General features: G+C 64.2%; 25 protein-coding genes and 1 tRNA gene. 13 read left to right on the forward strand and 13 right to left on the reverse strand.

Annotated features, from left to right (window positions below):
• Position 1: 1 nt before the first annotated feature.
• Positions 2-1,591, forward strand: a complete 1,590-nt coding sequence (locus JJB99_RS15485; protein WP_200500174.1) for a glycosyltransferase family 39 protein — start codon at positions 2-4, stop codon at positions 1,589-1,591.
• A gap of 203 nt (positions 1,592-1,794) precedes the next feature.
• On the opposite strand, the gene JJB99_RS15490 is transcribed toward JJB99_RS15485, so the two are convergent.
• On the reverse strand, positions 1,795-3,042 hold the full coding sequence (locus tag JJB99_RS15490) for a multidrug effflux MFS transporter (protein ID WP_200499558.1): 1,248 nt from the start codon (positions 3,040-3,042) through the stop codon (positions 1,795-1,797).
• 259 nt (positions 3,043-3,301) lie between these two features.
• Between JJB99_RS15490 and JJB99_RS15495 the strand changes: the two genes are divergently transcribed.
• Entirely contained in the window at positions 3,302-4,624 is a 1,323-nt protein-coding gene (locus tag JJB99_RS15495; RefSeq protein WP_200499559.1) for a hypothetical protein, read from the forward strand.
• 530 nt (positions 4,625-5,154) lie between these two features.
• On the opposite strand, the gene JJB99_RS15500 is transcribed toward JJB99_RS15495, so the two are convergent.
• Together JJB99_RS15500 and JJB99_RS15505 are read right to left on the reverse strand one after the other, a co-directional pair.
• On the reverse strand, positions 5,155-5,847 hold the full coding sequence (locus tag JJB99_RS15500) for a hypothetical protein (protein ID WP_200499560.1): 693 nt from the start codon (positions 5,845-5,847) through the stop codon (positions 5,155-5,157).
• Positions 5,848-5,926: 79 nt separating this feature from the next.
• A tRNA-Leu gene (locus JJB99_RS15505) sits at positions 5,927-6,015 on the reverse strand.
• 174 nt (positions 6,016-6,189) lie between these two features.
• Between JJB99_RS15505 and JJB99_RS15510 the strand changes: the two genes are divergently transcribed.
• Positions 6,190-6,618 carry a twin-arginine translocation pathway signal gene (locus JJB99_RS15510; RefSeq protein ID WP_200499561.1) on the forward strand — a complete coding sequence of 143 codons (429 nt, stop codon included), beginning with the start codon at positions 6,190-6,192 and terminating at the stop codon, positions 6,616-6,618.
• 25 nt (positions 6,619-6,643) lie between these two features.
• Here the strand turns inward: JJB99_RS15510 and JJB99_RS15515 are convergent, their stop codons facing one another.
• A complete protein-coding gene (locus tag JJB99_RS15515; protein ID WP_200499562.1) occupies positions 6,644-7,846 on the reverse strand; it encodes an FAD-dependent monooxygenase in 1,203 nt (400 codons plus the stop codon).
• 19 nt (positions 7,847-7,865) lie between these two features.
• Positions 7,866-8,111: a zinc-finger domain-containing protein gene (locus tag JJB99_RS15520; RefSeq protein ID WP_200499563.1), complete on the reverse strand. Its 246-nt coding sequence runs from the start codon at positions 8,109-8,111 to the stop codon at positions 7,866-7,868.
• Positions 8,112-8,442: 331 nt separating this feature from the next.
• Here JJB99_RS15520 and JJB99_RS15525 point away from each other — a divergent pair, with 331 nt between their 5' ends.
• The 3 genes from JJB99_RS15525 (at position 8,443) to JJB99_RS15535 (ending at position 10,904) form a co-directional block, all read left to right on the forward strand.
• Positions 8,443-9,579, forward strand: coding sequence for a hypothetical protein (locus JJB99_RS15525; protein ID WP_200499564.1), 1,137 nt, complete (start codon positions 8,443-8,445; stop codon positions 9,577-9,579).
• A 115-nt stretch (positions 9,580-9,694) separates the two neighbouring features.
• Positions 9,695-10,450 carry an alpha/beta fold hydrolase gene (locus JJB99_RS15530; RefSeq protein WP_200499565.1) on the forward strand — a complete coding sequence of 252 codons (756 nt, stop codon included), beginning with the start codon at positions 9,695-9,697 and terminating at the stop codon, positions 10,448-10,450.
• A gap of 109 nt (positions 10,451-10,559) precedes the next feature.
• A complete protein-coding gene (locus JJB99_RS15535; RefSeq protein WP_200499566.1) occupies positions 10,560-10,904 on the forward strand; it encodes a DUF6984 family protein in 345 nt (114 codons plus the stop codon).
• Positions 10,905-10,949: 45 nt separating this feature from the next.
• Here JJB99_RS15535 and JJB99_RS15540 read toward each other — a convergent pair whose 3' ends face one another.
• Together JJB99_RS15540 and JJB99_RS15545 are read right to left on the reverse strand one after the other, a co-directional pair.
• Positions 10,950-14,030: a GAF domain-containing protein gene (locus tag JJB99_RS15540; protein ID WP_200499567.1), complete on the reverse strand. Its 3,081-nt coding sequence runs from the start codon at positions 14,028-14,030 to the stop codon at positions 10,950-10,952.
• 578 nt (positions 14,031-14,608) lie between these two features.
• Positions 14,609-15,976 (reverse strand): hypothetical protein, encoded by a 1,368-nt coding sequence (locus tag JJB99_RS15545; protein ID WP_200499568.1) that lies wholly within the window; start codon positions 15,974-15,976, stop codon positions 14,609-14,611.
• A gap of 288 nt (positions 15,977-16,264) precedes the next feature.
• Between JJB99_RS15545 and cysE the strand changes: the two genes are divergently transcribed.
• Both cysE and JJB99_RS15555 read left to right on the forward strand, forming a co-directional pair.
• Entirely contained in the window at positions 16,265-17,089 is an 825-nt protein-coding gene (cysE, locus tag JJB99_RS15550; RefSeq protein ID WP_200499569.1) for a serine O-acetyltransferase, read from the forward strand.
• Positions 17,090-17,223: 134 nt separating this feature from the next.
• Positions 17,224-17,442: a DUF3126 family protein gene (locus tag JJB99_RS15555; protein ID WP_007602550.1), complete on the forward strand. Its 219-nt coding sequence runs from the start codon at positions 17,224-17,226 to the stop codon at positions 17,440-17,442.
• A gap of 276 nt (positions 17,443-17,718) precedes the next feature.
• Here JJB99_RS15555 and JJB99_RS15560 read toward each other — a convergent pair whose 3' ends face one another.
• Both JJB99_RS15560 and JJB99_RS15565 read right to left on the reverse strand, forming a co-directional pair.
• A complete protein-coding gene (locus JJB99_RS15560; protein WP_246775258.1) occupies positions 17,719-18,114 on the reverse strand; it encodes a PaaI family thioesterase in 396 nt (131 codons plus the stop codon).
• A 203-nt stretch (positions 18,115-18,317) separates the two neighbouring features.
• Positions 18,318-19,025, reverse strand: a complete 708-nt coding sequence (locus JJB99_RS15565; RefSeq protein ID WP_200499570.1) for a hypothetical protein — start codon at positions 19,023-19,025, stop codon at positions 18,318-18,320.
• Positions 19,026-19,242: 217 nt separating this feature from the next.
• Here JJB99_RS15565 and JJB99_RS15570 point away from each other — a divergent pair, with 217 nt between their 5' ends.
• The 5 genes from JJB99_RS15570 (at position 19,243) to JJB99_RS15590 (ending at position 22,908) form a co-directional block, all read left to right on the forward strand.
• A complete protein-coding gene (locus JJB99_RS15570) occupies positions 19,243-19,572 on the forward strand; it encodes a DUF6949 family protein (protein ID WP_200499571.1) in 330 nt (109 codons plus the stop codon).
• 76 nt (positions 19,573-19,648) lie between these two features.
• Positions 19,649-20,179 (forward strand): gamma carbonic anhydrase family protein, encoded by a 531-nt coding sequence (locus JJB99_RS15575; RefSeq protein WP_200499572.1) that lies wholly within the window; start codon positions 19,649-19,651, stop codon positions 20,177-20,179.
• 125 nt (positions 20,180-20,304) lie between these two features.
• Positions 20,305-21,999 (forward strand): PAS-domain containing protein, encoded by a 1,695-nt coding sequence (locus JJB99_RS15580; protein ID WP_200499573.1) that lies wholly within the window; start codon positions 20,305-20,307, stop codon positions 21,997-21,999.
• Between the two features lie 112 nt (positions 22,000-22,111).
• Positions 22,112-22,447, forward strand: coding sequence for a hypothetical protein (locus JJB99_RS15585; protein WP_200499574.1), 336 nt, complete (start codon positions 22,112-22,114; stop codon positions 22,445-22,447).
• A 101-nt stretch (positions 22,448-22,548) separates the two neighbouring features.
• Positions 22,549-22,908 (forward strand): hypothetical protein, encoded by a 360-nt coding sequence (locus tag JJB99_RS15590; RefSeq protein WP_200499575.1) that lies wholly within the window; start codon positions 22,549-22,551, stop codon positions 22,906-22,908.
• 189 nt (positions 22,909-23,097) lie between these two features.
• Here JJB99_RS15590 and JJB99_RS15595 read toward each other — a convergent pair whose 3' ends face one another.
• From JJB99_RS15595 to JJB99_RS15610, 4 genes are all read right to left on the reverse strand, one after another.
• Entirely contained in the window at positions 23,098-23,592 is a 495-nt protein-coding gene (locus tag JJB99_RS15595) for a hypothetical protein (RefSeq protein ID WP_200499576.1), read from the reverse strand.
• 286 nt (positions 23,593-23,878) lie between these two features.
• A complete protein-coding gene (locus JJB99_RS15600) occupies positions 23,879-24,070 on the reverse strand; it encodes a hypothetical protein (RefSeq protein WP_200499577.1) in 192 nt (63 codons plus the stop codon).
• Between the two features lie 101 nt (positions 24,071-24,171).
• On the reverse strand, positions 24,172-24,903 hold the full coding sequence (locus JJB99_RS15605; RefSeq protein WP_200499578.1) for an aspartate/glutamate racemase family protein: 732 nt from the start codon (positions 24,901-24,903) through the stop codon (positions 24,172-24,174).
• Positions 24,904-24,907: 4 nt separating this feature from the next.
• Positions 24,908-25,729 (reverse strand): ABC transporter permease, encoded by an 822-nt coding sequence (locus tag JJB99_RS15610; protein WP_246775259.1) that lies wholly within the window; start codon positions 25,727-25,729, stop codon positions 24,908-24,910.
• Positions 25,730-25,766: the final 37 nt, after the last annotated feature.

Below are 25,766 nucleotides of genomic sequence, written 5' to 3' on the forward strand. Positions count from 1 at the left end.
GATGGCCGAACGGTCCGATCGCGCGCCGGCGCGCTGGCGCCGGCCGTTCCTGCGCTGGCTCGACGCTGTCGAGGCGGGCTGGGCCGTGCCCCTTCTCGTTGCCTGCTTCGTTGCGGCCTGGACGCTTTATCTTGCGATCGCCTATGCCGGCGGCGGCCTGCATCCCGACACGCTCGAGGCATGGACGCTGGGCCGGAATTTCGCGTTCGGCTATCACAAGCACCCGCCGCTGATGGGCTGGATTGCCGCGAGCTGGACCACCGTCTTCCCGCTGAGCGACTGGTCGCTGCAATTGATGGCGATGGCCAATGCGGGGCTTGCGCTGTTCTGCGTCGATCTCGTCGCGCGGCAGTTCGTGACCGGGCACAAGCGCGTCCTGGTGCTGCTGCTGTTGATGCTGACACCGGCCTATCAATTCCACGCACAGCGCTTCAATGCCAATTCGGTGCTGCTCGCGGTCTGGCCGCTCGCGACCTGGTGCTTCCTGCGTGCGTTCGAGACGCGCACCGCGCTGTGGGCGTCTGCGGCGGGATGCACGGCGGCGCTGGCGATGGTCGGCAAGTATTATTCGATCTTCCTGGTTGCGAGTTTCGCGTTTGCCGCGCTGGCTCATCCGGCGCGGCGCGCTTACTTCACCTCGGCTTCGCCCTGGATATCGGCCGTGACCGGGCTCGCCGTGCTGTCGCCGCACATCTGGTGGCTCGCGACGACGGGGGCATCGACCTTCACCTATGCGCTGGCCCACGCCAACGGCAATGCCGCAAGCTCGCTCATCGAGGCCAAGAACTTCGTGCTGGGGCTGGCAGCAGCCATGGGCGTCTCCGCCGTGGTCTGGGTGTTGATCGCGGGGAGGCGGCTCAAACAGTTTCCGGCCGACCTCGCGGCCATGAGTCCGGGCCTGCGGCTTCTCTTCTACGTCGCGATCGGCACGATCGTGCTGCCGGTGCTGACGTCGCTCGCGATGGGAACGGATCTGCCGTCGCTATGGGCGCTGCAGGGCTTGTTCCTGTTCGTCGTGCTGATCGTTTGCGGCGCGCGCTATCCGATCGAGCGCTTCTACACGGTCAATGTCACGGTGATCGTCATCGGCGTTGCGCTTGCGGCCGTCCTTGTCGCCGCGCCGATCCACGCCTTCTATCGCAACAATCACGGCTACGAAGAAGGCCGGAATTTCTATGCGCAGGCGGCAAACGAGCTGACGCGCCAGTGGCGCGAGCTGACCGGCGAGCCGTTGAGTGCCGTGAGCGGCGACGATTCGCTGGCCTTTGCCACCGCATTCTACAGCGCCGATCATCCCCATTACGCGCGGCCGTTCGAGTACCAATACAAGTGGGGCCTTCCGCGCAAGACGACGCTGGACGGCGGCTGGGCCGCGCTGTGCTTCCGTGACCAGGATCATTGCGGCAGGTGGATGGAATCGGTGCAAGCGGGATACTTTGTCCGGCGCGAGTTCACCGTCCAGGCAACGCTGTGGGGGAGACCCGGCGTGACGCGGGGCGTCCTGGTGCTGATGGTGCCACCGCACGACAACAGCGCGGCGCCTGAAAGCGCGGCCGACGAGTTCGGCGCCAGCAGACGTCCCGCGCAGTAAGCTTCGGGCTTAGCAGTGGCTGTCGCGCACCTGCTCAAGCCCCTCGCTCGCGAAGGGGGCGTGAATGCCGCTCGATCGGCGTTCAGAGCTGATGGCTCCGTCGCCTGCGCGTCCTTGTCGGCCCGGTTTTCGCGATGTTCCAGTTCCATTGAGGCAGCCTTTCGAATTGCTGCACGACAACATCGAGGCCGCCGCGAAGTTCCTCAAGCGGGACGGTGATGCGGCCGAAACAGCCGTCCCTTTTCCACCACCAGCACGATCGCGAGCGCAGCGAGCGTCGACAGGAAGAAGCCGACCGAGAACGGCAGCAGCGTGCCGTCAAAGCTCTGTCCGATCGCCATGCCAACCACGATGCCGATCAGCGTCGTGATCGAGCCGTAAAGCGAGGAGGCGGTGCCGGCGATATGGCCCTGCGGCTCCATCGCCAGCGCGGTGAAGTTCGCGACCATCATGCCGAACGAGAACATCATCAGCGCCGAGAGCAGCATGAACAGGGACAGCGGCAACATGCCGAGGCTTTCGGTCAGCAGCATCACGGCAGCCACCGCGGTGTAGAGGCTCAACGCGCCATGCGAGATCACGCGCATGCCGAGCCGTCCGACCAGCTGCGAATTGAGGAAGCCGGCCACGGCCGTGCCGGCCGCAATCGCGGCGAAGGCGAGCGGGAAATAATGGCCGAGATGATAGACCCCGGTGAACACCTGCTGCGCCGAAAACACGTAAGCGAACAGGGCGCCAATGACGCTGCCGGCGGCCGTCGCGTAGCCGATGGTCTGGCGGTTGGTGACGGTCTGCCGGAAGGCCGAGAGCAAATCGGCGGGTGCCAGCGACCGGCGCTCCGAGTGAGGCAGCGTCTCCGGCAGCCGCCACACGCTCCACGCCAGGGCCAAGAGCCCGTAGAGCATCAGCACGACGAAGATGCCCCGCCACTGCGTGACGAGAAGCACCGCCTGTCCGAACGAGGGCGCGATCACGGGCACGGCGATGAACACCATCATGGCGAGCGACATCACGCTCGCCATGCGGCGGCCGACATAGCAGTCGCGCACGATCGACGTCGCGATCACGCGCGTCGCCGAGGTGCCGAGCCCCTGCAGCGCGCGCGCCAGCAGCAGCGTCTCGAACGAGGGCGCGGCGACCGCCAGCACGCTCGCCACCGCATAGACCGCCATGCCGCCGAGCAGCACCGGGCGGCGGCCGAAGCGGTCCGACAGGGGGCCCGTCACGAACTGGCCGGCGCCGAAACCGATCAGGAAGGTCGACAGCACCAGCTGGAGATGGTTGGCGACGGGAATCTTGAAGGCTGCCCCGATATTGGGAAGCGCCGGCAGCATCATGTCCATCGCAAGCGGATTCAGCGCCATGATGGACGCGATCACGATGACGAATTCGGGAAAGCCCATGGGGCGGTGTCCGGCGGACACCCAATCGTCGGCATTGACGTCAGACAAGCAGCTCACCTCTGAAAATCAGAGGTTGTTCTATAGGTCATGCTGCGCCGCACAACCCATGTTTCGGGATGGCTGGCAGGCGGGGGGCCGCCCCTCCGGCCGCCACGTTCGCCGCGATCCGGCTCGGCAACCAGGGATTCACCATAACTGCGAGGGTCACCTATCTGGGAGATGAATCAGCAACCCATCCTCTCCATGGTGGCCGGAGGGGCGCCCGTGTTGGCGCCGCGAAAAACCAAGCCAAACAGGGTATCTGATTGTGTCCGATGTCACCGGTGCAGCGCGATGGTTGGAACCCGCGGCCGATGCGGCCGCGCGGCGGAACATCTGGCTCGCCGGCCTGATCGCGCTGACTGCGCTGCTGGTGTTCGGCAATCTCGCCAACGACGCCGTGCAGGACATGAACTATGGCTGGGACGTTCGCGTCAATTGCGCCGCGGTCGATGCCCATGCCAACGGGCTCGATCCCTACTTCGTCAAGAACCTGAAAGGCACCAAGCTCTCGTATCCCTATTTGCCGGTGACGCTGGACGTGTTCCGTCCCGTGTGCGGCGGCGGCTTTCTGGTCAATCACTTCAGAGGCATCCTGCCGATCCTCGCCGTGCTGTGCGGGCTGCTGCTGCCCGGCCTTGGCCGGACCAGCGCGCGCGATGTCGCGCTCAGGGTGCTTTGCGTGTTTGGCGGGTTCGTCGGTTTCGAGTGGGTGGAGGCGTCGGGGAATTTCGCGATCCTGAGCGGCCTCTTCACGGCGATCGCGCTGCTGCTTCTGCTGCCTCAGCCAGCTGCCTCGGACCATCCCGGTTATCGCTTGCAGCTCGCCGGTGCGGCGCTGCTCGGTCTCGTGACCTCGTTCAAGCTGGTGTTCTTTCCGGTGCTGGCCGCGCTCTATTTCCTGCCGCTGCCGCGCCGCCGCAAGCTGGCGCTGATCGCGGCGGCGACGTTCAGCTTCGCATTGCCGATCTTGATATCGCGCCTGTTCTATCCCGATCTGTTCGCGAGCTGGCAGCTCGCGATGGCCGGCAAGATCCCCGACCAGCACGTCGTCGAATTGTTCGAGACCAATCCGTCGCTGCTGCTGCTGGTGCACGATCTCACGCATGCCGTCGGCCTCGGTGACAGCAAGCCGGTTATGTTCGCGGTCTATGCGCTCGCGGCCCTCGTGCTCGTGCTCGGGCCGTTCGCCCTGTCGGTCCTGCGCGCGGCCGGGGGCCAGCCGGCGCGCGACGGAGAATCGGTCCTGACGCGGCTCGACCGCTGGCTGATCGATCATCCCCGCGCTGCGATGCGCATCACTGTGTTTGCGATGTTTGCGCTCTATCTCACTTCGCCGCGTCTCAAGGAATATGCCTTCTTCGAGCTCGCGATCTATGCCGCGATCCTCGTCGTCGATCTCCCGGCCATGGCGCTCGGCGCCTTCCTCATCGTCGGCGTGGCCTTTCCGGCGCTGATCTCGATCCTCGGGATGGCGTTCGAGGGCAGCTTCATCCTGCTCATCGTCGGCCTGATCTGCTTCTGGATCCTGCTGTTCGATCTCCGCAGAATCCTCGCCAAACCAGCTATCTGCAAACAAGGTATCCGATAGTGTCCGATGTCACCGGTGCAGCACGATGGTTGCAACCCTCGGCCGATACGGCTGCGCGGCGGAACGTCGGGCTTGCCTGCCTGATCGCGCTCATGGCGCTGCTGGTGGTCGGCAATCTCGCCAGCGACGCCGCGCTCGATCTGGAACTCGGCTGGGACGTGCGCGTCAACTGCGCGGCGGTCGACGCGCATATCGGTGGGCTCGATCCCTATTTCGTGAAAAATCTGAAGGGCACGAACTTCTCTTATCCCTACCTGCCGGTGACGCTGGACGCCTTCCGTCCGCTGTGCGCCGGCGATTTTCTCGTCGGTCATTACCGCGGCATCTATTTCGTCCTTGCGATGGTCTGCGGTCTGCTGCTGCCCGGGCTCGGCCGCGGGCGCGGCGGCCCGCGTGATGTTGCGCTCAGGGGCCTCTGGGGGCTCGGCGCGTTCGTCGGCTTCGAATGGGTCCTGGTCTCGGGCAATTTCGCCATCATGAGCGGCGCGCTGACGGCGGCCGCCCTGGCGCTGCTGCTTCGCTCGACGCCGTCAGACGCGGACGCTGATCGGGGCTTCGGCGCGCGCCTCGCCGGCGCTGCGCTGCTCGGCCTCGTCGCCTCGTTCAAGCTGGTGTACAGCCCCGTGCTGGCCGCGCTCTATTTTCTGCCGCTGGCGCGCCGGCAAAAGCTCGGTTTGATCGCGGCCGCGACCGCAGGCCTGGCATTGCCGGTCCTGCTCTCGATGGGGCTCTATCCGGATCTGTTTGCGAGCTGGCTGCTCGCGATCAAAGGTCAAATTCCCGACCAGCATACGGTCTATGTGATGGACACCACGCCCTCGCTGCTGCTGCTGGCGCAGGGCGCCCTGGATCATGCCGGGCTTGGCGGCAGCAAGCCGGTCGTGTTCGCGGCCTACGCGCTTGCCGCGGTCGCGCTGGTGCTCGCGCCGTTTGCCCTGGTCGTGCTGCGCATTGCTGGCGGACTGGCGCGCGCTGAAGACTCTTTCCCGGCCCGGCTCGATCGCTGGCTGATCGATCATCCGCGCCTTGCGCTGCGGATCACCGTGCTGGCGATGTATGGGCTCTATCTCTGCGCGCCGCGCCTGAAGGAATATGCCTTCTTCGAGCTGGCGCTGTATGGCGCCATCCTCATCGTCGATCTTCCTGCCGCAACCCTTGTCGCCGTCCTGACCATCGGCATTGCCATCCCGACGTTGGTCTCGCAGTCGGGCATGCCGATCCAAGGCAGCTTCGTCCAGATATCTGCCGCGCTGGCTTGCTTCTGGATCATGCTGCGGGCGCTGCCGGGCGCGTCAGTTCAGGTGGTGCGGGCAGCCGGGGTCGAACCGGCACAGCGCTTGCGCACCGAGGGATTTTAAGTCCCTTGCGTCTACCAATTCCGCCATGCCCGCTTGATCCAACGGGATCAAACACTTAAGTCCACATCCGGCGGTCTGGAATTGGGCTTTGCATCGCCGGAAGGGGTGGCTCTTCCATAAGCGAGCCGGACGCACAAGGCAAAGCCTCAATCCGGACATCTGTTGTTGCTTTAGGCATTCTCAATCCACGGGGACTATTCATCCGGCATGGCTGCTTCGTTGATCCACCGCCTGCGCGGCTTTGGCGCGCCTCTCGTGATGCTCGCCTCGTCCGCCGCGCTGTGTGGCTGCGCCGGGATGAGCGAGACGGTCGCGCCCGCCTTTGCCGATCCCGGCAAGTACGAATTGTACGACTGCAAGCAGCTCGAGGCCGAACGCAAGTCGCTTGCGAGCCGCACCGCCGAATTGCAGAAGCTGATGGACAAGGCGGAAACCGGCGCCGGAGGCGCGGTCGTGTCCGAGCTCGCCTATCGCAACGACTACGTCTCGCTGCGCGGGCAGGCGCAATTCGCCGAAGACGCCTGGCGCCGCAACAAGTGCCGGGAGACGCCGCCGGAGGCGGCAGCACCGGCTGCACCGCCGTCGCCCGCGGCTGCCGCCAAGCCCGCGCCGAAATCCGGCAAGGCGGTCCGCTGAGGTTCAGCGCCACACGCGCGCCGCGTCAGGGCCGCCAGGAGTAGATCCAATCCTGCCGCGCCAGCATGCGCCCCTCGCCGAGCGCGCGGATCGCAACATCGCGCGCGAGCGCAAGCGGCCCGCCGAGATGGTAGATGCGGCCCTGCTGCCGCGCGGTCCGCTGCACCCGCCGCACGCGCGTCTCGCGCATCCGGCCATATTGCTTCAGCGCGGCCGTGACGCCGGCGGCAGACTCGGCGGCTTCAAGACTGAGATGCTGCGCGAGCACCGCGGCATCCTCGATCGCCATGCCGGCGCCTTGCGCGGCGAACGGCAGCATCGCATGCACGGCATCGCCGAGCAGCGCGACCGGGCCCTTGCTCCAGGGACAGCCGTCGGGCACGCTGAACAGCGCCCATTTCCGCCAGCTGTCGACCGCAGCCAGCATCATCCGCGCCGGCGGCGGCCAGCGCGGCGCGGCGAAGGCGTCCATCACCTCGAAGGGATCGCCGGGCGTGCTCCAGCCCGGCCTGTTCCAGGTGCCCGGCAGCACCGCAACCACGTTGATCTGGCGACCGCCCGCGATCGGGTAGGCGACGAGATGGGCGTTCGGTCCCATCCAGAGCTGCACCCGGCGCGAAGTGTACTCCTTCGGCAGCTGCGTCGCCTCGATCGTGCCGCGCCAGGCGATCAGCCCGGAGAAGCGCGGCTGCACCTCGGGAAACAGATGCTGGCGGACCGTGGACCAGATGCCGTCCGCGCCGATCAATGCGCTGGCGAGATCGCTGCGGCGGATCGTGCCGCTGCGATGGACCACCGTCAGCCCCTTGGCGTGGGGCGCGACGTCCTCGAAGGTCGCACCCAGCTTCAGGTCGACGTCGGGATGATCGGCGACAGCGCCGGCCAGCGCCGATTGCAGGTCGGCGCGGTGCACCACCCAATAGGGGGCGCCGGCGCGCGCCGAGGCCGCCTCGCCGAGCGGCATCCGCAGCAGCTCGCCGCCGGCGCGCGCGCTCATGATCGAGACCGCTTCCGGGACAACGGCGCGCAGTTTGAGGCGTTCGGTGAGGCCGAGCTCGACCAGCACGCGGCTGGCATTGGGGGAGAGTTGCAGGCCGGCGCCGACGTCCTCGAGCCGCTCGACCTTTTCCAGCACGACGATGCGGAAGCCGCGGGCCGCGAGCGCAAGCGCGGCCGTCAGTCCACCGATGCCGGCTCCGGCAATGACAATCGTTCGGGAGAGCGCCACCCCTGACCGACAGTGCCGGTCAGGCTGCCTTATCCTTCAGCACGCATTCCGGCGGGCGGGCTTCGCCCGGCTTCAGGTCGGCTGCGAAGCGGTACAGCGTCGAGCAGTACGGGCAGATGATCTCGTTGTCGTTGCCGAGGTCGAGGAAGACGTGCGGATGATCGAACGGAGGGTTGGCGCCCACGCACATGAACTCTTGCGAGCCGATCTCGATGACGGCAACGCCGGCATCGTTGTGGAAGTGCGGGACGACATGGTCGGACATCGGAACTCATCCTGGAGTGGCAATGGCGGCAGACACAATCAAAAACTGACGCGGCATCTTTAAGGCGCCGCGGACCATACTGGCGGGTGCTGATGATTGCTAGTCCAGCGGAACCGAAAGGTTCGCAATGCCCCATGCTCATTTGCTCATGCAAATTCGACACAATCTTCCGGCCTGAGAGAAGCCCTTCTTTCGTCGGGGACGTTGTGTCGCAATTTTGGCATACTATGTCTGTGGACGTGCACATTTGCGACGAAAGACGAATCGTCCGGCGCAAGTCGAATTCAAGTCGATTGCAAGACGATTTCGAAGGACCGTCCAGGCTTTCAGCATGAAGTGGCTGCGAATCACCACAGCGTTGACCGGGATCGCGGCATGCAGCTTCATGCTCATGCAGGTCGCGCCGCATGCCCGCGAGGCCGGCAAGATCTTCGCCGCGCAGGACGATCCGGCCGCGCTGTCCGAGCTCAAGCTCGATGCGCTGCTGCGGCAGAACGACCGCCTGGTTCAGGACAATATCGAGGCCGCGCTCGCCGCTGGCGATGCCGATCTCGCCGACAGTTTCGTTGCGCTGGCACGTGACCGCAACATCGCGCTGCCCGATGATCTTCTCAACCGTGTCAGCGACGCGGTCAAAGACCAAAACTCCACCTCGCAATTCGCCAAACGGTTCGCCACCGGTCTCGTCACCGGCAATGCCGACGATGTCGCGAGCCTGTCCGGAACTGTCGCCGGCGATCTCTTCGTGATCGGCGACATCAGGGACGTCGTGCGCGAAGGCAAGCACCTTGTGATGGGCGAGGACACCGACCGCCTGGTGCTGGGTCTTGCGACCGCCGGCCTTGCGGTGACGGCCGCGACCTACGTCTCCGTTGGCGGTGCCGCGCCGGTGCGTGCCGGGCTGACGCTGGTGAAGGACGCCCGCAAGGTTGGGCGGCTCGGCGAGGGGCTCGCCGCATGGGCCGGCCGGTCCGCGCGCGAGGTGGTCGATACGCCCTCGCTCCAGAACGCCGTCGCCAAGGGCTCGGTGTTTCGCCCCGGCGAGACCGTCAGCGCGATCAAGGCCGCGTTCCGGGCCGAGAAGGCCGGCGCGCTGGTCCGGCTCGGCAAGGACGTCACCCGGGTTGCCGAAAAGACCGGCACCCGGGGCGCCATGGATACGCTGCGCATCGCCGAAGGTCCCAAGGACGTCGCGCGCGCGGCGCGGCTTGCGGAAGCGCAAGGCAGCAAGACCCGCGCGATCATGAAGCTGCTCGGCCGCGGTGCGCTGCTGCTGATCGGCGGCGCCTTCGATCTGGCACTCTGGCTGTTCGGTGCGGCGCTGACATTGTTCGGCCTGCTCTCTTCGATCAAGGCGACGACCGAGCGCATCACCCAAGGCTGGTGCGATCGCAGGCGGGCGCGGCGGCTCCGCCGGGCCCAGCTCGCGGCCGAGGCCGCTCTGGCGCACGCGGCCGTCAAGGCCTGAAGCACGACGCGCGTCAGGTTATCGTTTGAGCATGATGTTGCCGGAAAACCGCTGCACACTTTTCCGGATCATGCTCTAAGACCAGTCTCTCCCCTCAAGACCCGCGGAACTGATGATGCCGAGCTTTCACAACGGCGCTGTTGAAATTGCCTATCTGGACGAAGGCGAGGGCGATCCGATCCTTCTCGTGCACGGCTTTGCCTCCAGCAAGAACGTGAACTGGGTTTATCCGACCTGGGTCTCGGAGCTGCGCAAGAACGGCCGGCGCGTGATCGCGCTCGACAATCGCGGCCACGGCGAAAGCGCAAAGCTCTACGAGCCCGCGCAATACTCGATCCCGACCATGGCCGGCGACGTGCTTGCGCTGATGGACCATCTCGCCATCCCGCGGGCCGACATCATGGGCTATTCGATGGGCGGGCGGATGACGGCGTGGCTCTCCCTCAACGAGCCGCAGCGCCTGCGCTCGGCGATCCTCGGCGGCATCGGCATCGGCGGCCTGATCGAGGGCACCGGGCCCGGCGAGAACGTCGCCAAGGCGCTGGAGGCGCCCTCGCTCGACGACGTCACCGATCCCGTCGGCCGCACGTTTCGCGCGTTTGCAGACCAGACCCGCTCCGACCGCCGCGCGCTCGCCGCCTGCCTGCGCGGCACGCGCGAGCTGATGACGAGGCAAGAAGCTGCGCGCATCGACGTGCCCGTGCTGATCGCCGTCGGCAGCGCCGACGACATCGCGGGCTCCGCCAGCGCGCTCGGCGCCATCATCCCGGGATCGGAAGTGCTCGACATTCCAGGCCGCGACCACATGCGCGCAGTCGGCGACAAGGTCTACAAATCAGGCGTGCTGGATTTCCTGTCACGCCGGGGCTGAAGGCAATGTTGTCTGGGCGATGATGTTGTTGCCCAATATCCTGAAATGTCCCAAGTGGACGACGGACAGCCTTTCCGCCTGTGCACACCAACCATCCGCAAGAAAGTAAATGCCACGCCCACTCACCCCCAAAGAGCGTGATTTGGTTGCCTATGTTCTAGGTCATTCCTTGCCATTGCATAGTCAGTTTGATCTCGTTGAGGACATGAATGACGGTGGGATGGGTAGCCTTCGCTTTGTCGGTAGCCTAGACCGGCGGCTAGGCAAGTGCATTGGCGAAGCCGAATTCGACGATGCAGATGGTGTGCTAGTCTCGGTCGCGCTGAACGTCGATCAGCGAGGAGAATTGTTTGAGCTCGATCTTTGGAAAGTGGATTTTTCACCACTACAGCAGATCGCGCCCCTCGGTGAACTCCGCGCTCCGGCGTTAGGTCACCGTAAAATCTCAGATTAAGCTCTGCTCGAAACGTTCAAACAACTCCGCTCGGCTGGAGGTCCGCTACCTCGGGTCTCGGCTATTGCCTTGTACTGCCAGCATCCGCGGCAGGGTGATGATGAACTCTGTAAATGCTCCCGGCGCAGTCTCGAAGGCGATCCTGCCGCCGTGCTGTTTGGCGATGATGTCGTGGCTCATCGAAAGGCCCAGCCCGGTGCCTTCGCCAGCGGGCTTGGTCGTAAAGAAAGGACTGAAGATCTTCGCTCTGACCTCCTCCGGAATCCCGAGGCCGTTGTCGCGGATCCTAATCTCCACTTCATTTGCCAGAGTTCTCGTGGTGACGCTTAATGCCGGCTCGAAGTCATCGCCGTCAGCTTCCTTACGCTTTTGAGCCGCATAGAAGCCATTGGAGATCAGGTTCAGGAGCACCCGCGTGATCTCCTGCGGATAAACCTCCGCCGTTCCGGCGTTCGGGTCGAAGTCACGTTTGAGCGTGACGTTAAAACCGGATTTCTCCGCACGGGCGCCGTGATAGGCAAGATTGAGGCTTTCCTCGACAATTGCATTGATGTCGGTCGGACGACGTTCGCCGGCGCCCTCGCGCGAATGCAGCAACATGTTCTTGACGATGGAATCGGCGCGTTTGCCGTGCTGGACGACCTTCTCGAGGTTACCCTTCAGCATCTGCGCAAGCTCGTCTACGTCTGCGCGGATCTTCTCATCGAGTTCCGCATTTCCGAGCAGCTCGTTGAGCTCGCCGATCAATTCGGCGGACAGAGAAGAGAAATTGTTGACGAAATTGAGCGGATTCTTGATCTCGTGGGCGATGCCAGCGGTGAGCTGGCCGAGGGATGCGAGCTTCTCGGTCTGCACCAGGCGGTCCTGGGCGGCGCGCAATTCATCGAGGGACTTGGCTAATTCGCGGGTGCGAGCTTGAACCTCATCGAATAAGCGGACGTTGCCAAGCGCGATCACCGCCTGATCGCCGAAGGTCTGCAGGAGCGTGACTTGCTTGTCGCTGAAGGGCTGCACCTCGGTGCGACGAAGTACGATCGCACCAATGCTCTCACCTTCCCTTAGCATCGGCACGGCAAGAATGGTCCGGCAACCATCCTGTCGTGACATCGCCTGCGCAACAGGAAAGTTGCGGCCTTCGTCGGAGAGGACGTCATGCAAGTGTATCGGCACCCGCTCGGCAATTGCCAGCCCCGACACGGAGGTGCGGTCGTCGATCCATGTCTGAGTTCCCATTCCGATCGGTCCGTGATGCGCGCGAACGACGAGATTCTGGCCGTCCTTCAGGACTACCACCGAATCATAGGCCGCGCAGAGCTCGCAGGCGCTCTCGACGATGGTGCGCAGGACCGGCTCAACGTCGGTCGGCGAGGAGGCGATCACCTTGAGAATGTTGGCACTTCCAGTCTGATAGGTGAGAGCCTCGGAGAGGTCGCGCGTCTTCGCCTGCACTTGTTCAAACAATTTAACGTTCTCGATCGCGATCACCGCTTGATCGGCGAACGTCGCTACCAGTTCGACCTGCTTGTCCTCGAAGGAACCGACGGTGAAGCGAAACAGGTTGATGACACCGAAGGCGTGCCCCTCCCGGACGAGCGGGACACCCAGCGCGGCACGCATGCCAATGAGCTTCTGTGCTTGCGGGCGATTGAAGTCGGGATCAGCAAGTAAATCCGGGACGCGAACGGGACGACCATCGAGAATAGTTCGGCCGAAAATCGAGCCGCGGTCTGCCTTCGTCGTGTAGGTCTGGAAGTGCTCGATCCATTCGGGTTTGCAGCCATACGCGGCGGCAAGCCGGTAATTTCCCTCGTGCTCGTAACGGATCGTTCCAATCTCGGCGTCGCACAGCCGACAGGCTGACGAGAGCAGGGCATCCAGCACGGTCCGCAGATCGAAGGCCGAGCGACTGATCACCTTGAGTACATCGGCGGTCGCGGTCTGCCGCTGCAAGGCCTCGCTCAACTCATGCGTCTTGAACCGAACCTGCTCGAACAGACGCGCGTTCTCGATAGCGATCACTGCCTGGTCGGCGAAGGTTTGCAGTAACTGCACGTGGTGATCTACGAACGACCCCGCTTCGAGCCGCGTCACGCTGATGAGGCCGATCGGAACATTGGCGTTCATCAGCGGCGCGAGCAGCATGCTGCGAAAGCCACGCGCCCGAGCGATCTGCTTGATCTGGGAGTCCGGAAGAGTCTCGATATCGCCAATCTGAATCGGTTTGCCAGCTTGTGCGAGCCTGAACGGCTCGAAGCGGCCAACGGGCGTCGGAAATCCGGCCTTCAGCACCTCGTCGGCGGCCGAGCTTGTCGGCGTGAAGGCCGCAAGGTGCGCAATATCGTCGACGAAGCGGAATACCGCCGTCGAAAAGCCGCCGATCAGCCGCTTAGCACTGCTCGCGATGGCGTCGAAGACCGGCTGTACGTCGGAGGGCGAGGAGGCAATCATCTTTAGGATGTCAGCAGTAGCGGTCTGCCGCTCCAGCGTGTCCCTGGTCTCGTTGAAGAGGCGCGCATTCTCGATCGCCATCGCTGCGTGGCCGGCAAAGCTCTGCAGCAGTACGAGCTCATTATCGGAAAACGGCTCGAGCCGGTCGCGGTGGACGATCAGAGCGCCGATCGCCTTGCCTTGGATGCGCAGCGGCGTGCCGCAGATCGTCCGGGTGCCGGCAGCCCGGGCGTGCGGCAGGTCGGAGAACTCGGCTAGATCGGGATCGGGATCGTCGAGATTCGGCACGTGGATTTGCACATTTCGAGCGACCACCGCGCCTGGCATGTTGCGGCCGCGGAGGTTGATGGCCCTGAGCGATAGGTCCGCACGGACGAGCCGGTCGCTCACGCCGTTCCGGTAGGCCTTGCTGCATTCGTCGTTCCCGGCAAGCTGGATCGAGACGCTGGAGGCACCAATCAGCCGGGCGGTAGTCTCCGCTATTTGTTCCAGAGCTCGGTCGGCATCACCCGAGGTGCTCGCAATTGTTGCAAGGATATCCGCGCTGGCCGTCTGGCAACCCTGCGATTGTGCGAGCTCGCGCCGCAGGCTTTCGGTCTCGGCGGCGCTCGACTGGAGCTTCTGTTCTAGCTCGGCGATCCTGCGCGCAACATCGCCGTCTTGGGACAGCGCGGTCATCGATAAATCCATATCGTCCAGCGCCCGCCGGCGCCAAAATCATCTAAAAACCAATTACTCCACGCTCAAGCTGAGCCGGCCAGCGATATCGTTGCAGATATTGGGCCAACCGTCGAGTACCGTTCAGGTTCCGGGACGAGGCAGCTCGGCTCCTGGTGGTGAACTCGAGCAGCTACGTGTCGTCTTCCACCTCTGGCTAATGCGGCTGACCTCTGGCACGACGCCTCAAGCCCCTTGGCCAGCCGAAGCTGCGGGCCCGGCGGCATAGTGGCCGGCGGTTTAGACGAATTATTGAGCGGGATCGACGTGATCGGAATCCGTTGGCGGACCGCAGCTCGAAATCTCAAAAGCGGCGGGCGTCGGCTTCGGGTCACTATCCGATATCGACCGAGCGGGCCTCGATCTTCTAGACTCCGCTAGTGGCGGTTATCCGACGCCAGGCACAGCAATTCAGTCGGCCATCGGCACGTTTGCTCGTTCCAAGATTGCTCTGAGCTGAAGCATGCTTTTCTTATCGGCCACTCTGCTGCGTCAGCGCGGAGATCATGCTTAGACAAGAAACCAAGCGCGATGGCTCTTCATTCCAATTTCGTCGCTTTATTGTCGTCGCCAAAACGGCGGGCCAGCGGCATCAGCACCACGAAGGTCGCGAGCCAGACCATCCGCGCGCCGTAGCGGTCGTGCGGGCCGGAGATCACGCCGCAGATGAAGGCGTTGCCGAGCAGCGCCAGCGTGACGGTCGCCGCCAGCAGCGTCAGGTCGTCGAGCCGGCGGTTTGCGAGCGAATAGGCGAGCAGCGTCACCAGCCCCAGCATCGAGATCAGCGCGACCGGAACGTGCAGCCGGTTGACGGCGTCGAAGTTGAGCTCCCAGTGCTGCTGGCGCGCCGCGCGCATCGGTGTGACCTGCGCCGGGATGTAGCGTTCGATGATGCCGTAGGTGTGCGGAATCCAGACCGTAGTGCCTTCGCCGGTCGCCACATGCAGCAATTGTTGTCCCATCGCCCGCAACGCCGCGCCGGCCTGCCAGGCCGGATAATCGGCGAGCGACTGCACGACGATGTTGCCCATCTCCTCGTTCAGCCCATCGAAGCGGCCGAGCGTGTTGAACATGCTCTTGCCCCACAAGAACTCATCGGCGGTCGCCGGCAATTCGTTGCGATAGGGACAAAGCTTGAAGTCTTCGCGCGGGCAATGGTCGTTGAGGAAACGCGCGACGATGCCGTCCTGCATCATGCGGCCGAAAGCGACGCCGTAGCCGCCGGGAGTCCAGGCCCATTTGCCCGACAGTGCATGGTTCGCCGACACCAGCATCAGGGCGCCCGCGACGATGGTCAGGCTCGCCTGCGCCAATCCGGCAATCGGCAGACGCTGCTTGAGGAACGGCCACGCCATCCAACCGACGGCGCAGAGGCCGAGCAGCACGCCGAGCGTGCCGCTGTGGGTCGCGGCGGCGAAGGCGGTGAAGACGAACAGCGAGATTTTTTCGAGCACCGAAATCCGGCCTGCGCCGACCACCAGCAGGAACAGCGACAGGATCGAGAGCCCGGCAAAAATGTCGGTGAGCAGCATGCTGGCGAGCCAGGGCAGTGCGGTCGACAGCATCAGCAACAGGCTGATCGCAACGAAGCGGAAGGTTTGCATCAGGCCTAGCACGCGCAAGGTGAGCTGCAGCAGCCATAATGTCGCCAGCGACTGGACCGCGAGGTTGATCCAGAAACCAAAATTCTCACCATAGTGCAGATAGACGCCGAACACGGTGGAGCGGCTCGGGACCAGATAGCCCTCGTACCAGCGCGCCAGATAGCCGCCGGTATCCCATTGCAACAGCGGATAGCCATTCCAGAACGCCGGCGCGATCATGAGGAGGGGCAGGGTTGCCGCCGCGAGCCGCAGCCAGAATGTATCAGCGGCGCGCGCGCGCAATTGATCGGTGGTGATGCTCAAGACCGCTCCGTCGTCCTCCGGACCATGCCCGCAATAACCGTCGAGACGGAATTCACCAATAGTTTGACGCCGCCCGGCTTGAATTTGGCAAAACTCTGACCACTTTGAAGCGACCTTGCCGGGTGGGGCGTCAAAAGAAATCATTGTGATTCAAGGTGTTGGCATGTTTTCGGGGGGCAGGGCGAGGTTCACTCTCAGGCAAGCCCGTCGGGACTTTGTCGCCTAGACTGTGTTATAGAACCGGCAAAACGAGCCAATTCCAAAGAGCAGATCCCAAAGAGAAAAATCATGGCAGTGCATCAGGTCAATCCGGGAGGAAAGCTCGCATCGCTCGATCCGATCTGGGACCGGATCAGGAGCGAGGCGGAGGACATCGTCCATCGCGAGCCCGAGCTTGCAACCTTCATCTATTCGACGGTGCTGCATCACAGCCGGCTCGAGGATTCGGTGATCCACCGTCTCGCCGACCGGCTCGATCACTCCGCGTTGTCGGGCGATCTGGTGCGCCAGACCTATGACGAGGCGCTGCGCGACGATCCCGATCTCGGCAATGCCTTCCGCGCCGATCTCGTCGCCGTCTACGACCGCGATCCCGCGACCTCGCGCTTCATCGATCCCTTGCTCTACTTCAAGGGCTTTCACGCGATCCAGACCCATCGCCTCGCGCACTGGCTCTATCTGAAGGGCCGCAAGGACTTTGCGTATTATCTCCAGAGCCGCGCCTCCGCAGTCTTCCAGACCGACATCAATCCCGCCGCGCGCATCGGCCGCGGCATCTTCCTCGACCACGCCACCGGCTTCGTCTGCGGCGAGACCGCTGTGATCGAGGACGACGTCTCGATCCTGCACGGCGTCACGCTGGGCGGCACCGGCAAGGAGAACGAGGACCGTCATCCGAAGATCCGCCACGGCGTGCTGATCGGCGCCGGCGCAAAGATCCTCGGCAACATCGAGGTCGGCCATTGCGCGCGCATCGCCGCCGGGTCGGTCGTGGTCAAGCCCGTGCCGCACAATGTCACCGTTGCGGGCGTGCCTGCCAAGATCGTCGGCGAAGCCGGCTGCGCCGAGCCCTCGCGCACCATGGATCAGATGATCAACGCCATGGGACTCTGAGACCGGGCTCCGACGTTGGGAAGGGCCGGAATTTTCCGGCCTCATGTCGTTCCCGAATTCCTTGGCAATTCATGCTGGCGGTTCGTCGCGTCTCGTCCTAAAACCCGCCGAACAATTTCGATCGGAGACTTGCCGTGGACGTCAAAGAAGTCAGAAAGTTAGATGCGTATCTGAAGCGGGTATTCGGCAATCCCAAGATTCGCGTCGTGCCGCGGCCGAAGAAGGACGATTCCGCCGAGGTCTATATCGGCGAGGAGTTCATCGGCGTGCTCTTCGTCGACGACGAGGACGACGATCGCTCGTTCCAGTTCCAGATGGCGATCCTCGAGGACGATCTCGTCGATCAGGAGTAGTTGTCACACGTCATTGCGGGTGAAGCATTGTCTTCGCCGTGCTCGCAATGAAGCCGTGCGGGCGACAGCGCGGCGTTCTCTCGTGTCCCGGACGCATTGCAGCGCCCTCAGCGTTGCAGTGCAGAGCCGGGACCCAGAAAGCCACACAGCGCATCTCTGCAACATGGGCCCCGGCTCTGCAGCGCACCGTTGAACGGACGCTGCGCTGCGTCCCGGGCACGCACGAAGATCGAGCCGCGCTCTCTCCACGAACGACAGCTCCGCAATCGCATAACTCTATTTCCTTGCAAGAATGCGCAGCCGCGCCGTGGCATCGGCGACTATGATGCCCGCGGCATCGACGAGCTCGGCTTGCACGACCATGTCGCGCTCCGTCCGTTCGGCGACCCATGCCCGCGCCGTGATGGCTCCGACCGCCGCCGGCTTCAGGAAGCGCGTATCGAGGCTCCTGGTCACCACCGTCAGGCCGGGCGCGAGCGCCGCCAGCGCGCAAATCCCGGTGGCGGAGTCCAGCATCGCCGCCAGGAATCCGCCCTGGATCGTCCCGTGCCTGTTGGTGAACGCCTGCTGAGCCCTAAAGCGGATCAGCGCACGCCCGCCCTCGTCGAAGCCAAGCCATTCGCGTCCGAGCAGTTCGGCACCGGGCGGGAGATGTGTTGCCGCATCGTTCACGTCGATTGCCCCATGATGGCATCATGCCACTGTTTCGCCCGACGGGTCAAGCGCGACTTCGAAAAACGCGAATTATCGAAAATACGAAATCATGGCAGACGCTTGGCTACTGTGCATGGGGTTGTTTTCGAGATTTTTTGATCAAGGAGGCGCCGGGGTCGTAGCTGCAAGCCGCTTTCGCGGCGGGCTTGCCAGGGCCGCGCTCAGCCCTTCGGCCCGCGGAGCTGCGCCGTCAGCCGCTCCATCGTCTCCGCGACCTCGCGCCATTGCGACAGCCAGCTGCGTGGAAAGCGGAAGGTGAGGTCGGCGCCGCCGATGCGGCGCTCGGACAGGCACATGCCCGGGGTCGCCGCATCGCGGGTGCAGCGCGCTGTCAGCGCGGGGTTTGCGGCGGAATAGAGGTCTTCGCCGCCGTAAGGGGTCTCGGTGCGGAATATGCGCATCGTCAGCCCGTCCTCGGGCTGGGTTGCGGCCTGGTCGAGATAGCGCGGATAGATCGTGGCGGTGCGCTGCTCGGGCGAGAGCGCGTCGTGATGGGCCGCGATCGACAGGAAGATGCGGTCGATCGATTGCACCGCCACTTCCACGGTGTCGGCGGTGACGTGCTTGGGCGCGCCGGGCGGCTCCAGGGAAGGGTAGAGGAAGTCGAGATCGATGCGCTCCTGCGGCCCGGAGTGCCGCTGGATCTTCATGCGGATCGCCGCCGTCGGCAGGTTGAACAGCGTGCCGCCGATGCTCACCGGCAGCTTGTCCGGCGCGTTCGCGCCGCTGGTGCCCCAGGTCGGCCACAACAGATAGGCGACCAGCGCGACCGCGCCGGCCGCCGCCGCGCCGCCGAGCACGATCGGGACGACATGCGCCCGCGTGCGCGTCCGGGGAAACCTGAGGGGAACTGCCGAAAACATCGTCATGAGTTGCGCTAGCCGGATGCCGGCCGCTGGCCGACGAATCAGCCGCGAATATGCCATGCGGCGGCGATTTCGCGCAGGCGTTCCCACCTGCGGGCACGGGGAGGGTCATGCGCGGGCCGGCCGGCGGCGTTAACCTTCCCTTAAGGATAATGTAGCGTTAACCAGCACTTTTTGTCACAGGAAGGCTCCTCGCGTGGCGTAAGGACGGACCGTTCCGATGACACCTGAAGCTCTCAACACCTTCTTCTCGATCGGCATCGGTTTCGCGCTCGCCGGCGCGCTCGTGAATGGATATCAGGCGGCCACGCAGCGGCCCGCCGGCTTCGGCCTGTTGCAGGCCGGCGTCGCGCCGAAGACCTTCGCGGCGGTGCCGTTCCTGGTGTTCGCGGCGCCCTTCATCATCATGCGCAACACCCTGCGCGGCATGCGGCTGGAAAGCCGCCGCTTCGAATTCGTGATGATGGCGACGGTCATCGCCGGCTTCTGGAGCATGATGAGCGGCACCTTCTTCCTGATGACGCTGCGCGCCGCCGGCGTGCTGGTCTGATATCCGCGTGCCGGCCGGCCCTTTGCTTCAGGGCCGGCGTTTCGCTATGGCTGGGTCAACATGACAGGAGACCTCCATGGCGATTTATGAGCTCGACGGGCAGGCGCCCGATCTTCCCGCCGACGGCAATTATTTCATCGCGGAGACCGCGACCGTAATCGGCCGCGTGCGCCTGAAGGCGGGTGCGAGCGTCTGGTTCGGCGCGGTGCTGCGCGGCGATAATGAGTGGATCGAGATCGGCGAGAGTGCCAATGTACAGGACGGCTCGACCTGCCACACCGATCTCGGCTTTCCCATGGTCATCGGCAGGAACTGCACCGTCGGCCACAACGTCATCCTGCACGGCTGCACGATCGAGGAGGGCGCGCTGATCGGCATGGGCTCGATCGTGATGAACGGCGCGAAGATCGGCCGCAACAGCATCGTCGGTGCAGGCTCGGTCATCACCGAGGGCAAGGAGTTTCCCGAACGTTCGCTGATCATCGGCTCGCCCGCGCGCGTGATCCGCACGCTCGATGACGCGCAGGTTCAGAAGATGGGAAGCGCGGCGAAATTCTATGTCGCCAACGGTCCGCGTTTCACCAAGGGACTGAAGCGTATCGGATGAGAGATGGATGCGGCCGCGTCGGTCCGGCGCGGTTCCATACCGTAACAATACAGGGCGCCGGTTTAATCTTCTGCTAGCGCAACCAGGTTTAGCTTGGTGCGCTTTCAACCAGAAGGAGAGGCGCCATGAACGCTGCGGCGCTCGGATCCGGTTTCAATTCCGGAACCAAACTCTTTAAGAAATTTGTTCAGTTCGCGCGCGGCGCCGATGCGCTGAGCGTCGCGGAGAAGGTCTACAGCATCGCCGGCTTCCTGGCGATCGTCACCGCCTTCCTGCTCGTCATGTCGATCCAGTCGGTGCGATTGCAGACGACCTATCGGCACATGCACGCTAGCTCCGCTGAGGCTGCGATCAATGTCGGACTCGTCAACGCGCTGATCTATGCCATCGTCATGGATTCGCGCGGCATCTATATGTCGAGTGATCGTGCCGCGGTGAAGCCGTTCGCCGACGGGGTGGTGCGCCGCAATCGCGAGCTTGCCGACGCGGTGAGGAGCATGGAGCGGACGGTCGGTGACGATGATGCCGGAGAAATCGCCACGTTCCGGCAGCGCATCGCGCAGTTCATCGACTTCCGCAAGGAACTGGTGCGGCGCGGCCTGGAGATCAGCCCGGCGGCGGCGCGCGAATGGGGCGACAACGACACCAACCGGACGCTGCGCAGCGAGCTCAACGGGGATCTCGAGACGCTCGAACGGATCTATCGGCAGCGGGCCCACGATGCCGACGAGCTCGCCAACGAGAACCGCTACGCCGCCGCCTATTTGTTCGGGCTCGGACTCGCGGCCCTCTTTCTCGCCGGCTTGAATGTCGTCGTGATGCGGACCTCCGTCGTCGCGGCGCTGGCCGAGATCACGCAGGCGACCGACCGGATCGCGGACGGCGACGTCGAGAGCGAGGTGCCGCATCTGGGCCGTCATGACGAGATCGGGCGCCTCGCGCGCGCCGTGCAGCACTTCCGCGACGCCGTGGCGCGCATCTTCGAACTGGAGGAGCTCGAGCTCGGCACCGCGCAGGCGCGCGATGCGGCGAGGTCGGAGCGCGACAAGTTCAATGACAAGTACCAGGCCAAGAAATGGCAGCTCTCGGCTGCGATCAACAGCATGCCGCAGGGCCTGATCATGCTCGACGGCAAGGCCAATGTGGTCGCGATGAACGCCAACTACCGGCGGATCTACAATCTGCCCGAGACGATCCAAGCGGGATCGACGCTCGAGGAAATCCTCCAGCACCGGGTCGAGAGCGGGTTGTTCAACGGCGACGTCGGGAAATATGTTGCCGCAGTTCTCGCCCGGATCGCCAAGCGCGAGCCGACGGCCTATGAGATCACCCTGAACGACGGCCGCACCATCAAGATCTATGAGCGTCCCATGGACGGCGGCGGCTGGGTCTCGGTGCAGGAGGACGTCACCGAGCAGCGCCAGCGCGAGCGCATCCTCGAGCGGACCGAGCGCTTTCTCGCCACCATCGTCGAAAATGTGCATGAGGGCATCATCGCCAAGGACGCCCGCACGATGCGCTATCTGTTCATCAACAAGGCTGCCGAGAAGCAGATTGGCCTGGCGCGCACTCAGATCGTCGGCAGGACTGCGCGCGAATTGTTCTCGGCGGAGACGGCCGAACTCATCGAGAAGCGTGATGGGCAGTTGCTCTGGCAAAAGCAACAGCTCGAGCCGATCGTCGACACCATCAACAATCCGGTTCGCGGCCGGCGCGTGGTATCCTGGAGACGATTGCAGATTGGCAGTGCGACGGAGGACTCGCACATATTCGTGACGATCGCCGAGGATCTCGCCGATCAGGCGGGAGCGGCTGCGTAACGGCAATTACATCACCGCGATGTCCTCCCGGCGATCGGTGATCGTGATGTGACGGCACTTGTTCCGGAACGGGTCTTGGGTCGGACCGTTGACGGGTAAAGGAGTGTGTCCGATGGCCCTCTCGTCTGCAACCATGTCAACGAAGACCCTGATCGTGATCCTCAGTCTCGCTGCGATGCCGGCCGTATCGTTGGCGCAAGCCACCGGCGGCGCTGGCTCGACGGGATCGACCGGCTCGACTGGGTCAACCGGCTCAGCTGGTGGTGTCGCAAATTCCCCGGCTTCGCCGCCCGGCACCAACAGCCTGGGGACGGCGCAATCATCCGGCCGCGGATCGGGCATCACCACCGGCACCGGGACCGGTGCGGATCCCACCGCCGACGCCACGGTCAATTCCGAGAACCGGCTGCTCGACCAGAAGATGAAGAGCATCTGCCGCGGCTGCTGATGCTCGCGCGGAAGTGAGGCAGTGCGGCTGTCGGGAATGCCCGAGTGAGGTTAGCTTCCTGCTTTGAAGCGTGGAACGTGTCCACGCGGAGGGATCGAGTAATGTTGCGCAAGATGATCATGACGGTGCTGGCCGTTGCGGCGGTCGGGCTGGCGCCGCAGGCGGCACAGGCTGCGGGCGGTTTCGGGCATGGCGGAGGCTGGCACGGCGGTGGCGGCTGGGGCCATGGCGGCCACTGGCATGGCGGCGCCTTCTGGCCCGGCGCCGCCATCGGGGCGGGGCTTGCCGGCGCCGGTTACTACGGCAGCTATTACGGCTACGGCTATCCTTATTATTACGGCGAGCCCTACTATTATGATACCGGCTACGACGACGGCGGTTATAGCGGCTGCTACGTCGTGCGCAAGCGCGTGATGACGCCTGCAGGATGGCAATATCGTCGCGTCGACGTCTGCGAATAGCGGGACGACCGGCCGGCCCCATAAAAAACAAGGCCGTTGACGCAGTATACCGTCAACGACCTTGCCAGCCCCGGATATTGAAATCGGCTCACGCCATCCGGTGACGGCGAGCATCGCGCGGAATCACACGGGCGAATGTGATCCAGTTCACAAGTCTCGAAAATAAAGTCCGGCGCTGCGGCCGGGTGCTCAGCCGCGCGAGCGCTTGCGGGCGCTGGCGTGCACGCGCTGCCGTGCCGGTTTCCTGCGGGTAACCGAGGGTGTCTCGACCTCGTTGGAGCGGGCGCTGGCAAAGGACTGTCGCAAGCCCTCGATCGACTCGTTCAGCGTCGCGACCTGCTCCGAAAGGCGCTTGGTGTCGGCCTGCTGGGCCGCCATCAGCCGTTTCATGGTCTGGAGCTGGTCCTGCACGACCTGAAGCTGGTCGATCGATTCCTGCTGGGTGGCCTCCAGCCCCTTGGTCTTCTCGACCAGCTGCTCGGACGCTTGGGCCGTGCGGGCCTGGAGCTGCCGCGACGCGACCACTCGGTCGGTCTCCGGCGCAGCGCCAGTGTAGGCGCGCCAGATTGCGATCGAGGTCACGCCAGCAATCAGCAGGAGAAGGGCAGCGGCCGTCAGCGCGATGGGCTGGGCGCCGAGGCGAAGCAGCGGGTTGGACGATGTGTCTTCTGCGAGATCGATCATTCGCTGACAAAACCCAAATTGAAACTTGGTGAGTGGCGAAGACCGGCACCCCAGGAACGCAGAACCGGGGCGGCCGGGGGTGTCCCGAAAACGTTAGGTTTCCGCAAGGAATGGGACCAAAAAGAGGCCGTCAGCCGAAAAACGTAATTGTCCCAAGCCCGCCGGCTTTTTCGGGAACGGGATCGGCGCGCCAAAAAAAGCCCGCCCACGCCGAATTCGGCATGAGCGGGATATCGCGGTTCGATCAGCCGTCCGAGGACAGCCCTGTGTTCATGCAACGAATCCGCTAGGGACGGGCGGCCTTCAACGAAGGCTGAATCGTCATGCGGTAGGCAATGAACGCGCTGCCGTCGAAGGTCTCCACGACCTCGTCGCAGGCCGGACAGCGGTACTCGCCCGTGTTGGGCGGCGGTGTCGTCAGTGCCAATCGCCGGAAACCGGCGCCGCACGCGGAGCACGTCACGTCGTTCTTTTTCATGCAAGTCCCGTAAAAATACTGGTGCGGCTTCTTAGCACGGGCCGGAGCGAAAATGGGGCGCTCTATGACAGAAACATAAAAGTTGATCGGCAGGTTGCCAGTCAAGGCTGAAACGGCGCGAACGGGCCGGAATAGGGCTTCGATCGCGGCGCGGCGTAGGGCCCGAGCCGCGACGTCTTCAGCCCGAGCCGCACCAGTCCTTCCGCCAGCATTACCGCCGCGGCGATGCCGTCGATCACGGGTAGGCCGTGCGTCGTGGTGAGTTCAGTGGCGAGATCAGCCATGCCGGCGCAGCCGAGCACGATGGCTTCGGCGCGATCGTCGCGGATCGCAGCCGTGATCTCCGCGGAGATTTTTCCCAATGCGTCTGTATTGCGCTCCTCGAGCGCGAGCACGGGGACCTCGGCGGCGCGGACGCGGGCGCAGCGCTCAGCGAGGCCGTATTTCCGCAAGTTGTGTTCAAGCGGCACGATGGAGACACCGAGCGTCGTCACCACGGCAAAGCGTGCCGCGATCAGGCTGGCGACGTGGAAGCCGGCTTCGCCGATGCCGATCACCGGTGCCTTCGCGGCAGCACGGGCGGCGTCGAGGCCAGTGTCATCGAAGCAGGCGATGATGTGTGCATCCGCGCCGTCGCGGTCGGCCTCGCGGATGCAGCCGAGCATGCCGGGCACCGCGAAGGCCTCGTCGTAGAACCCCTCGATCGAGACCGGGCCCATCGACGGCTGTCGCGCATCGATCTCGGTGCCGGACGAAGCCATCGCGCGCGCAGCGGCAGCGATCTTCGCCGTCATCGACGCGGTGGTATTGGGATTGACGACGTGCAGTCGCATCGTTTTAGACGAGTCCCTGGCCGGCATCCGAACCCTTGGCCGCTTGCCGCTTGTTGAGCACGTGGATGGTGCCGAGTGCAAGGGCAATGACCGTGAACGAGACCGCCGAGATCACGGTGCCAAGCGCATAGATGTCGGGGTTGGTCACAGTGGTGGTGAGGCCCTGGAGGTCGAGCGGCAACGTGTTCACCGCGCCGATCGCCTGGCTGGAGTGGGCAAGCTCGTCCCAGGACAGCGTGAAGCCGAACAGGCCGATGCCAATAACGGAAGGCAGGATAATCGGCAGCACGACATAGCGGAACGTCTGCCACGGCGTTGCGCCGAGATCGCGCGCGGCCTCCTCCAGCCTGGGGTCGAAGCGGTTGAAGATCGCGAACATGATCAGAAGCCCGAACGGCAGCGTCCAGGTCAGATGCGCACCGAGACCCGAGGTGAGCAGGCCCATCGAGGTCTCGAAATTCTCATTCCAATGCGCCTTGATCAGATCGTCGATGATGCGGAATTCCAGCGAGATGCCGAGCGAGGTGATGATCGAGGGCACGATCAGGCTCGCGATGGCCGAGTAGAACAAGATGCTCTGTGCCTTGAACTTGCGTCGGAACGCCATGCCGGCGGCGACCGACAGCACGACGGTGACGATCATCACGATCAGGCCGAGCAGCAGCGAGCGGCGGAAGGCGGCGCCGAGATCGACGATGCCGGTGCCGTGGAACAGTTTTGTGATCCAGAAGGTCGACACGCCATTCATCGGGAAGGTGAGGCCGCCCTGCGGCCTCTGGAACGACAGGACATAGATGGCGATCATCGGGCCGTAGAGAAACAGCACTTAGGCCGCGAAGAAGATCGCGAGCACGTAGAAAGAG

The organism is Bradyrhizobium diazoefficiens (assembly GCF_016616235.1).
Classification (GTDB): Bacteria; Pseudomonadota; Alphaproteobacteria; order Rhizobiales; family Xanthobacteraceae; genus Bradyrhizobium; species Bradyrhizobium diazoefficiens_H.

What these genes read in the sequence shown, in the direction of transcription:
- cysE (WP_200499569.1), top strand. Translation starts at nt 16,265, where the DNA reads ATGGCAGTGCATCAGGTCAATCCGGGAGGAAAGCTCGCATCGCTCGAT.
- JJB99_RS15525 (WP_200499564.1), top strand. Translation starts at nt 8,443, where the DNA reads ATGAAGTGGCTGCGAATCACCACAGCGTTGACCGGGATCGCGGCATGC.
- JJB99_RS15485 (WP_200500174.1), top strand. Translation starts at nt 2, where the DNA reads ATGGCCGAACGGTCCGATCGCGCGCCGGCGCGCTGGCGCCGGCCGTTC.
- JJB99_RS15510 (WP_200499561.1), top strand. Translation starts at nt 6,190, where the DNA reads ATGGCTGCTTCGTTGATCCACCGCCTGCGCGGCTTTGGCGCGCCTCTC.
- JJB99_RS15595 (WP_200499576.1), bottom strand. Translation starts at nt 23,592, where the DNA reads ATGATCGATCTCGCAGAAGACACATCGTCCAACCCGCTGCTTCGCCTC.
- JJB99_RS15580 (WP_200499573.1), top strand. Translation starts at nt 20,305, where the DNA reads ATGAACGCTGCGGCGCTCGGATCCGGTTTCAATTCCGGAACCAAACTC.
- JJB99_RS15605 (WP_200499578.1), bottom strand. Translation starts at nt 24,903, where the DNA reads ATGCGACTGCACGTCGTCAATCCCAATACCACCGCGTCGATGACGGCG.
- JJB99_RS15585 (WP_200499574.1), top strand. Translation starts at nt 22,112, where the DNA reads ATGGCCCTCTCGTCTGCAACCATGTCAACGAAGACCCTGATCGTGATC.
- JJB99_RS15590 (WP_200499575.1), top strand. Translation starts at nt 22,549, where the DNA reads ATGTTGCGCAAGATGATCATGACGGTGCTGGCCGTTGCGGCGGTCGGG.
- JJB99_RS15520 (WP_200499563.1), bottom strand. Translation starts at nt 8,111, where the DNA reads ATGTCCGACCATGTCGTCCCGCACTTCCACAACGATGCCGGCGTTGCC.
- JJB99_RS15530 (WP_200499565.1), top strand. Translation starts at nt 9,695, where the DNA reads ATGCCGAGCTTTCACAACGGCGCTGTTGAAATTGCCTATCTGGACGAA.
- JJB99_RS15535 (WP_200499566.1), top strand. Translation starts at nt 10,560, where the DNA reads ATGCCACGCCCACTCACCCCCAAAGAGCGTGATTTGGTTGCCTATGTT.
- JJB99_RS15565 (WP_200499570.1), bottom strand. Translation starts at nt 19,025, where the DNA reads ATGACGATGTTTTCGGCAGTTCCCCTCAGGTTTCCCCGGACGCGCACG.
- JJB99_RS15575 (WP_200499572.1), top strand. Translation starts at nt 19,649, where the DNA reads ATGGCGATTTATGAGCTCGACGGGCAGGCGCCCGATCTTCCCGCCGAC.
- JJB99_RS15600 (WP_200499577.1), bottom strand. Translation starts at nt 24,070, where the DNA reads ATGAAAAAGAACGACGTGACGTGCTCCGCGTGCGGCGCCGGTTTCCGG.
- JJB99_RS15570 (WP_200499571.1), top strand. Translation starts at nt 19,243, where the DNA reads ATGACACCTGAAGCTCTCAACACCTTCTTCTCGATCGGCATCGGTTTC.
- JJB99_RS15540 (WP_200499567.1), bottom strand. Translation starts at nt 14,030, where the DNA reads ATGACCGCGCTGTCCCAAGACGGCGATGTTGCGCGCAGGATCGCCGAG.